General features: G+C 59.4%; 9 protein-coding genes. 5 read left to right on the top strand and 4 right to left on the bottom strand.

From position 1 onward, the window contains the following. Positions 1-283: 283 nt before the first annotated feature. The gene (gene rhtA, locus BSF40_RS30325) at positions 284-1,171 is read left to right on the top strand and encodes a threonine/homoserine exporter RhtA (RefSeq protein ID WP_095968123.1); all 888 of its coding nucleotides are present in this window, start codon (positions 284-286) and stop codon (positions 1,169-1,171) included. A 168-nt stretch (positions 1,172-1,339) separates the two neighbouring features. Continuing rightward, positions 1,340-1,621 carry a hypothetical protein gene (locus BSF40_RS30320; protein WP_015094117.1) on the top strand — a complete coding sequence of 94 codons (282 nt, stop codon included), beginning with the start codon at positions 1,340-1,342 and terminating at the stop codon, positions 1,619-1,621. A 14-nt stretch (positions 1,622-1,635) separates the two neighbouring features. Here the strand turns inward: BSF40_RS30320 and BSF40_RS30315 are convergent, their stop codons facing one another. Continuing rightward, the gene (locus BSF40_RS30315) at positions 1,636-2,196 is read right to left on the bottom strand and encodes a TetR/AcrR family transcriptional regulator (RefSeq protein WP_095968122.1); all 561 of its coding nucleotides are present in this window, start codon (positions 2,194-2,196) and stop codon (positions 1,636-1,638) included. A 92-nt stretch (positions 2,197-2,288) separates the two neighbouring features. Between BSF40_RS30315 and BSF40_RS30310 the strand changes: the two genes are divergently transcribed. After that, complete coding sequence (locus BSF40_RS30310) at positions 2,289-3,017, top strand: SDR family oxidoreductase (protein WP_095968121.1); 729 nt, start codon at positions 2,289-2,291, stop codon at positions 3,015-3,017. 36 nt (positions 3,018-3,053) lie between these two features. Next, on the top strand, positions 3,054-3,644 hold the full coding sequence (locus BSF40_RS30305) for a 2-hydroxychromene-2-carboxylate isomerase (protein WP_095968120.1): 591 nt from the start codon (positions 3,054-3,056) through the stop codon (positions 3,642-3,644). Here the strand turns inward: BSF40_RS30305 and BSF40_RS30300 are convergent. Next, the gene (locus BSF40_RS30300) at positions 3,641-4,639 is read right to left on the bottom strand and encodes a zinc-dependent alcohol dehydrogenase family protein (protein WP_095968119.1); all 999 of its coding nucleotides are present in this window, start codon (positions 4,637-4,639) and stop codon (positions 3,641-3,643) included. The two genes, BSF40_RS30305 and BSF40_RS30300, sit on opposite strands and share 4 nt — an antisense overlap. Positions 4,640-4,743: 104 nt before the next feature. Here BSF40_RS30300 and BSF40_RS30295 point away from each other — a divergent pair, with 104 nt between their 5' ends. Continuing rightward, positions 4,744-5,664 carry a LysR family transcriptional regulator gene (locus BSF40_RS30295; RefSeq protein WP_172435776.1) on the top strand — a complete coding sequence of 307 codons (921 nt, stop codon included), beginning with the start codon at positions 4,744-4,746 and terminating at the stop codon, positions 5,662-5,664. Here BSF40_RS30295 and BSF40_RS30290 read toward each other — a convergent pair. Both BSF40_RS30290 and BSF40_RS30285 read right to left on the bottom strand, forming a co-directional pair. After that, a complete protein-coding gene (locus BSF40_RS30290) occupies positions 5,657-7,465 on the bottom strand; it encodes an aminopeptidase P family protein (protein WP_095968117.1) in 1,809 nt (602 codons plus the stop codon). The genes BSF40_RS30295 and BSF40_RS30290 overlap by 8 nt on opposite strands. A gap of 65 nt (positions 7,466-7,530) precedes the next feature. Continuing rightward, the gene (locus BSF40_RS30285) at positions 7,531-8,688 is read right to left on the bottom strand and encodes a cysteine desulfurase family protein (RefSeq protein WP_095968116.1); all 1,158 of its coding nucleotides are present in this window, start codon (positions 8,686-8,688) and stop codon (positions 7,531-7,533) included. Positions 8,689-8,816: the final 128 nt, after the last annotated feature.

The following is an 8,816-nucleotide window of genomic DNA, read 5'->3' as shown; positions in this document are numbered from 1 at the left end:
AACACCTCTTTTTCAACTTCCCTGGCGCTTCGATGACCTGAAGCAACCTGCTGCCGAAAACTGCGTAACTCTTTGTTTACCAAGGAGTTTTCCGTTTCGACTGCGCCGGAAGTGGGGCGAATTATAGACATCTGAAATCTGCCGTCAAGCACTGATTCAGGTTTTCTATCGATATGTGCAAAAACACTGCTTATAGATAGACGCGCCTGCGGAGAATGCGCAGTATATTGCACAACACAAATAGAAACGCCCTTGATCCCCATATTTCGGACGATGCCACCTAATGAATGATCAGCCTCGCAGCCTGGCCTCTACCCTGCTCTCGGTTGGGCTGCTGCTCATCGCCATGGCGTCGATCCAGTCCGGAGCCTCCCTGGCCAAAAGCATGTTCTCGGTTGTCGGCCCTCAAGGGACGACAACATTACGGCTGATTTTTGCCAGTGTAATCATGATGCTGATACTGCGCCCATGGCGGGCAAAACTCACCGCAAGGTCCCTGCGCACCGTTATCGTCTACGGGATGGCACTGGGCGGCATGAACTTCCTCTTCTATATGTCATTGCAAACCGTACCGCTGGGCATCGCGGTGGCGCTTGAGTTCACCGGCCCATTGGCCGTGGCGATCTACGCCTCGCGTCGCGCGATCGACTTTTTGTGGATCGCCCTGGCCGCCGTCGGCTTGCTGCTACTGATACCGACTGGAGAAGCGAGCGCAGGAATCGATCTGGTAGGCGCCGGTTATGCTTTGGGGGCAGGGGTCTGCTGGGCACTGTACATTCTGTTCGGGCAAAAAGCGGGGGCCGATAATGGCGTGCAAACCGCCGCGTTGGGGGTAATGATCGCTGCGCTCTTCGTAGCCCCTATCGGTATTGTCCATGCTGGCTCCGCTTTGCTGACCCCTTCATTGATCCCCATAGCCCTCGGCGTCGCCGTCTTGTCCACAGCCCTCCCCTACACCCTGGAGATGGTGGCCCTGACCCGCATGCCTGCCAGGACCTTCGGTACGCTGATGAGCATCGAGCCGGCCTTCGGCGCGTTGTCAGGCTTGCTGTTCCTTCATGAATACCTCTCACTGTCGCAGTGGATGGCAATCATGTGCATCATTCTGGCCTCCGTCGGTGCAACCATGACCATGGGCAATGCCACCAGGCCGGCAGTCGCGGCAGATTGATAGCAGATATGACACAGGTCTGGTATTTACCGCTCAATTAGGCCATGTTTAGCCCCGCCCCCAGAGTCATGCCATGGACAATTTCTGATAAGGATATCGGTACGCTTCAAGCGAAAGCGAACGCCGCCAGACCCGGGCACAAGATCCGGGGACGCTTTAAGGACAGTAATGAAACGATTTTTGATACTGATCGCCGTACTTGCAATTGCGGGCTGCGCAGCGACCTCCGAAACACAGATCAAGCACGGCAAGAAAGGGCTACACATCAACTGTTCCGGACTGTCTTCGTCCTGGGACAAGTGCTACGCCAGCGCTGCCAACTCCTGTGCACCCAAGGGATACAAGGTCATCGCCAAGTCGGGAGACTCCGTGGAGGAGCCCGGTGATTATCCGTTTGGCCTCAATCCCGCGGGTTATACCAGCCGCAGCATGATTGTCATCTGCAAATAGGCAGGGCCGTCGCGTCAGGCTCCCGAACTTGCGATCTGACGGCCGATTTCCTCGTAGCTGGACTTCAGCACCGTGCGCTGGACATCCGGGCTAGCCAGCATTCGCGCTACGACCAACGCGCCAATACATTGCGACAGAATTGCCCACGCCAGGCTGTCGCTTTGCAGGACACCTGCCCAACTTTCCTGAAGGCGGCAAATCCAGTGCTCTGCCTGTTGGCGAATACTCACATCGGAACGGGCAATTTCCGCCCCCAATGCCGGTAACGCGCAACCGGTTTCCGGATTCTCGACGTGAGACATGCTCAGGTACATTTTCAGGCAGCGCTCAAGCTTGTCACGGTCCTGCCCTTCCCCCAGCCGCGCCAGACTTTGACCCAACTCACGCTCGACAATGGTTGCGAACAACTCATCTTTCGACGAGAAGTGACTGTAGAAGGCCCCACCACTCAGGCCAATGGCTTTCATCAGCCCGTCCACGCCCACCGTGGAAAAACCGGACTTCTTGGCCGACAACGCACTGCTTTCAAGCAGCCTTTGCCTGGTTTCCAGCTTGTGATTGGCCGAATAACGCATTGCCCTTCCCCCTGAATTGCTCACCTTGACGTCTGTCGAATCATAGCATAACGTTCGTTTAGTTAACGATCGTTTACCAAAGGGATAAACCCATGAATAACAAGAAGGTCGTATTGGTCGTCGGTGCAGGTGATGCCACGGGCGGCGCCATTGCCAAGCGGTTTGCTCAGGAAGGGTTTGTCGCCTGTGTCACCCGCCGTAGCGCGGACAAGCTCCAGCCACTGGTGGAGGCCATCAAGGCTGATGGCGGCGAGGCCCACGGGTTTGCCTGTGATGCACGTAATGAAGAAGACGTGATCGCGCTGGTTGAGCAAATCGAAAGCCAGATCGGCCCCATCGAAGCCTTTGTCTTCAACATCGGCGCCAACGTGCCGTGCAGCATTCTCGAAGAAACCGCACGCAAGTATTTCAAGATCTGGGAAATGGCCTGTTTTTCCGGTTTTCTCAATGCCCGTGAAGTGGCCAAGCGCATGGCCAGGCGCCAGCGCGGCACCATCCTGTTCACCGGCGCCACCGCAGGCATGCGTGGTGCTGCCGGGTTCGCCGCATTTGCGGGTGCCAAGCATGGCATTCGAGCATTGGCGCAAAGCATGGCCCGGGAACTTGGGCCGATGAACATTCACGTTGCCCATGTCATCGTCGATGGCGCCATCGATACCGATTTCATCCGTGACAGCTTCCCCGAGAAATACGCTACCAAGGATCAGGATGGCATCCTCAATCCTGAGCACATTGCCGAGAACTACTGGTACCTGCACAGCCAGCCCCGCGATGCCTGGACCTTCGAGCTGGACCTTCGCCCCTGGAGCGAACGCTGGTAATCGCCCACACACAACAATAAGACGAGCGCCCTGAACATGAGCAAAACCGTGGAGTTCTACTTCGACCTCGGCAGCCCCGCCACCTATCTGGCCTATACCCAGCTACCGAAGATTTGCGCACAGACCGATACCCGGCTGGTCTACATTCCTCTCTTGCTGGGCGGCGTATTCAAAGCCACCGGCAATGCTTCTCCGGCGACTATCCCGGCCAAGGGCCGCTACATGTTTCAGGACCTGGACCGCTACGCCAAACGCTATGGCGTGCCCCTGAAATTCAATCCGCACTTCCCGATCAACACCTTGATGCTCATGCGCGCCGTAACAGGCATGCAGTTACGCCATCCGGAACGCTTTGCCGCCTTCCTCGACTGCCTGTTCAAGGCCATCTGGGTAGAGGGTCGCAGCCTGGACGAACCGGCAACCGTCGCGGCAGTGCTCAGCGAAAACGGCTTCAACCCACAGGAAGTACTGGCCCTGACCGCCGATGAAGAAATCAAGACGGCGCTCAAGGACAATACCGATAAAGCCGTACAGCGAGGCGTATTCGGAGCCCCTAGCATGTTTGTCGACAACCAGCTGTACTTCGGCCAGGATCGCCTGGACTTCGTGCTCGAAGCCCTGAGTTAGACCTCGATGACCAACCGCCCCTTTGCCGCTCCCGACAAGAGCAGTGCATGGGCGGCTTCTGCCGACTCCAGTGTGAACGAGTGCGGGTCAAGCAACGGCACGAGCTTACCCGCCTCGATCAACCGCGCCGCCTCGCGCAGAATCTCGCCGTGATGCTCGCGCCCCTGCCCCGTCAACAGTGGCAGCAGGGTGAAGACACCGGAATAAGTCGCCCCGCGAAAGGACAGCGGTGCCAGACTGTGCTGGCCCCACCCCAGGCAACTGAGTACATGACCGTGATACACCCGGGCAGCCTTGAATGACGCATCCAGCGTTTCGCCCCCCACTGTGTCATAGACAATGTCGAAGCCCTCACCGGCGGTATGTTCGGCCACATAGTCTTCGACCGAAGACTTGCGGTAATCGATAAACGTCGCGCCGAACCCTTCGATGATCGATTGTTGCCCGGCCGAGCCGGTGGCAAAAACCTCAGCACCAAAAGCGCGGGCGACTTGTACCGCTACATGTCCGACGCCCCCGGCACCACCCTGTATCAATACCTTCTGACCGGACCGAACACGAGCCCGGTCCACCAGACCTTCCCAAGCGGTGATGAGCACCAGTGGCAATCCGGCCGCTTCGCGCATGCTCAGGTTGTGCGGTTTGCGAGCCAACAGGCGGGCATCGACCGCCGCGTATTCGGCCAATGAACCTTGAATACCACCAATACCGGTAGCCATGGCGTACACCTCATCCCCCGGCAGCCAGCCACTGACGCCCTCGCCCAGCGCCTCTACGGTCCCGGCCAGATCCATTCCGACAATCGCCGGCAGTGGTTGCCTCGCATGGGCCGCCTGCCCGGAGCGGATTTTTCCATCCAGTGGATTCACACCGCTGGCCTTGACCCTGACCAATACCTGCCCTGCCTGTGGCACGGGCCGCGCGATGGAAACCAGGCGTAACGGCGCATTGGCCGAGTCGATCATCAGAGCGCGCATGTTCAGTGAGTCAGTCATTTCGCCATCTCCCATCAGAAGTGAATACAGGGTCAATCTTGCCCCGCCCTATTCATGCCGATAAGACGCCATATCGCTATAGTGATCATGCCCGCACAGCATCAATGAGAAATTCCGTGGACACACTCAATGCAATGGCAATATTCGTACGGGTGGTCGAGCGTGGCAGCTTCTCCGCCGTTGCCCGGGAGTTGCAGACCAGTCAGCCGACCATCAGCAAGGTGCTGCAAGCGCTGGAAACCCGATTGGGCGGAAAGCTGATTGCCCGCAGTACCCGCAAGCTATCGCTGACGGACGAAGGTCAGCGCTATTACAACGAATGCCGGATCATCCTCGCTGCCGTGGATGCGGCAGAACACAGCTTCCAGTCCGGCCGGGAAAAGGTGGCCGGTCCTCTGAAAATCGGTTCGTCGGTCAGTTTCGGCCGCTTGCAGATCGCTCCCCGATTGCCGGACTTTCTCAGACGCTACCCTGACGTACAGATAGACCTGCAACTGAACGATCAGAACCAGGATCTGGTCAGTGAAGGGCTGGACGTCACCTTCCGGATCGGCGCCCTGAACGACAGTGGCCTGATCGCTCGCCTTGTAGGTTCGACCCATCGGGTGACCGTCGCATCACCTGACTACCTCAGGCAATACGGCAAACCGCAAACACCGCAGGAACTGGGCAGGCACAACTGCCTGATGTTCAACCTGCTGAGCAGTCAAAACCTGTGGATTTACACAAAAGATGCGCAGCGTCATGAGGTGCGGATCAAAGGCAATGCGCAGAGCAACAATTCCGAGGCGATCCGCGAACTGGTGCTGGGGGGATTGGGGATTGCGCTGTCGCCGGTGTGGTTGTTCAGCGAGGATCTGAAAGCCGGAAGAGTGACGGCGATTCTTCAGGACTACACTGCAGAGTCGCTACCGATTCATGCCGTGTCCCCGGCGAATCGTCGCCAATCCGCCAGGGTCAAAGCCTTTGTTGACTACATGAGCCGGGCGCTGGAGACAGCGCCCGAATTGAAAGCAATCAAATAGCCGCGGTACGAGTGTTCAGCCACTCAAGGGCCGCACCCTCGACCAATGGGCTCAGGCGTTCGCGCACTTCGGCGTGATAGGCGTTGAACCACTGTTTTTCTTCTTCGGTCAGCAGCGAGGTTTCCAGGCAACGGGTATCGATCGGGCACAGGGTCAGCGTTTCGAACTTCAGGAACTCACCGAATTCGCTTTTGCCTGCCTCACGATTCATCGCCAGGTTTTCGATCCGCACGCCCCAACGGCCCGGACGATAGGTGCCCGGCTCAATGGACGTGATCATGCCCGATTGCATCGCCGTTTGCGGCGCTGGCGCAGCCTGATAGGCGATGACCTGCGGACCTTCATGAACGTTAAGGAAGTAACCGACGCCATGACCGGTGCCGTGACCGTAGTCGACACTTTCCGCCCAGATGGGGGCACGAGCGATGGCATCGAGCAGCGGCGACAGAATGCCTTTCGGGAACTGCGCGCGGGACAAGGCAATCACGCCCTTGAGCACGCGGGTGCAATCGCGTTTTTGCTCATCGGTCGGGGTGCCCACTGCAACCATCCGCGTGATGTCGGTGGTGCCGCCCAGGTATTGGCCGCCGGAGTCGATCAACAGCAGGCCATCCCCTTCGATGACCGCGTGTTCCTCTTCGGTGGCGTGGTAGTGCGGCATCGCGCCATTGGCGTTGTAGGCGGCAATGGTATTGAAGCTCAGCGACACATAATCCGGACGGCGCTCACGAGCAGCGGTGAGTTTTTCGTCGATGGTCAGTTCGGTGATGCGCTCACGGCCCAGCGCCGAGTCCAGCCAGGCGAAGAATTCGCACAGTGCTGCGCCGTCCTGCTCCATGGCCTGACGGATGTGTTCGGCATCGGCCAGGCTTTTTTGCGATTTGGCCAAGGTGGTCGGGTTCAGGCCCTCGATCAGTTTCACCCCGCTGTCAAGATTGTCCAGCAACCCCGCCGTGACCCGCGCCGGGTCGACTTGCAGGCTCGCGCCGCTCGGTACGGCGCGCAGTGCGGCAGCGACTTCGCTGTAGTCGCGCAAGGTCACGCCGTCCTGCTCAAGGATGGCGCGCAGTTCGGCACTGACCTTGCTCAGGGCGACAAACAGCGTGGCCTGTTGCTGGTTGATCAAGGCGAAGGAAACGAATACCGGGTTGAACGACACATCGCCGCCACGCAGGTTGAACAGCCAGGCGATGTCATCGAGGGTGGCGATGAAATGCCAGTCGGCGCCACGGGCCTGAAGGGTTTCACGCAGTTTTGCGAGTTTTTCGCCACGGCTGACGGTCGCCTGGGGAGGCAAGTGCTGATAGATCGGTTCGTTCGGCAGGCTTGGGCGGTCGCTCCAGACGCCGTCAAGCAGGTCGATGTCGGTGCGCAGACGGGCGCCACGCTCTTCAAGTTTAGCGCCCAGGGTCCGTGCCGACGCCACGGCCATGACCGCGCCATCGACCGCGACAACGCCACCTTCGGGGGTTTGCTCGGCCAGCCATTCCAGTGGCCCGGGTTGACCCGGTTGCAGCTTGACCAGGTCAATGCCGCTGCCCTTGAGTTCCTTGGTCGCCTGCTCCCAGTAACGGCTGTCAGCCCAGACGCCGGCAAAATCCGGGGTCACGATCAGGGTGCCGACCGAACCATGGAAACCCGACAACCACTGGCGCCCCTGCCAGTAACCCGGCAGGTACTCGGACAAGTGCGGGTCGGCCGACGGCACCAGCAAGGCGTGAATGCCCTCCCGGCTCATCAGTTCGCGAGTTTGCGCCAGGCGCTGGGGCACCGATCCATTGATCGAAAGCTGCGTATTCATCGTGTCTCCTGCTAACCACTTCATCATTATTGTTGAGTGCCGATCAGCGTCGGCGCTTCGTCGCCCTATTGCCAGAATGCCGGAGCACTGGCGCAGGCTGTCTTGATCAGTTGTACCGCCTGGTCGATGTCCTGCTCGGTGGTAAAACGCCCGAGGCTCAAGCGGATGGTGCGGCTGGCCGAGCGGGCATCATGCCCCAGAGCCAGCAGCACATGGGATGGGGTATTACTCGCGGAATTGCACGCCGAGGTCGCGGAAAACGCGATCGAGGACAGCAATGCCGCCGGGTTGAACTCGCCTTGCGCGAAGGTCAGGCTCAGGGTATGGGGAATGCGCCGGGTCGGGCTGCCGTTGAGACGCACACCGGGAATTCCCTGCAACTGCTCGAGCAAACGTTCACGCAAACGCACGATGGTGGCTTTCTCTTCATCGAACGCAGCCGCCGCCAGCGCAAAGGCCGAGCCCATGGCCACGATCTGATGGGTCGCCAGGGTGCCCGAACGCAATCCGCCCTCATGCCCGCCACCATGGATCTGCGCCTGCAATCGTTGTTGGGCACGCGGACCGACGTACAACGCACCGATGCCTTTGGGGCCGTACAGTTTATGCGCGGAAAACGACATCAGGTCCACCGGCCACTGCGCGAGATCGATCGCCACTTTGCCCGCGCCCTGTGCGGCGTCGACATGGAACAGAGCCCCGCGTTCACGCACGACCTGACCGATGGCGGGAACATCGTTGAGCGTCCCCAGTTCGTTGTTGACCAGCATCAGCGACACCAGGAAAGTGTCCTCGCGCATGGCTTCGCTGACCGCTTGCGCGGTGATCAGCCCATCGGCATCCGGCACCAGGTACGTCACGGCGACACCGGCATCCTGCAGTTGCCTGGCGGTATCGAGAATGGCCTTGTGTTCGATCTGGCTGGTGAGGATATGGCCACCGCCAGTGCCGCGCCCCTGGGCTACGCCTTTGAGGGCAAGGTTGTTGGATTCGGTGGCGCCTGAGGTCCAGACGATCTGTTCAGGTGTCGCGCCGACCAGTTCGGCGACCTGGCGTCGCGCCTGCTCCACCGATTGTCGGGCCTGTTGGCCAAAGACATGAGAGCTTGAGGCCGGGTTGCCGAAATTGCCGGTAAAGCCCAGACACTCAACCATCACCTTGATGACCCGCTCATCCACCGGCGTGGTGGCGGCGTAATCGAAATACAACGGACGTTTATTCATAGAAGACTCGCAGAGCGTGTTCCGGGATCAGGAAGCTCGTGACTGCAAACGGCAAAGCGCAGCCTTGTGAGCTGCGCGCTGTTTTCAGAACGCTACCAATACCTGATCGGATGCCGTTAAAGAAGGAC

The organism is Pseudomonas sp. ACN5, assembly GCF_002303975.1.
Classification (GTDB): domain Bacteria; phylum Pseudomonadota; class Gammaproteobacteria; order Pseudomonadales; family Pseudomonadaceae; genus Aquipseudomonas; species Aquipseudomonas laurylsulfatiphila.
This window is presented reverse-complemented; position numbering and strand designations above follow the sequence as displayed.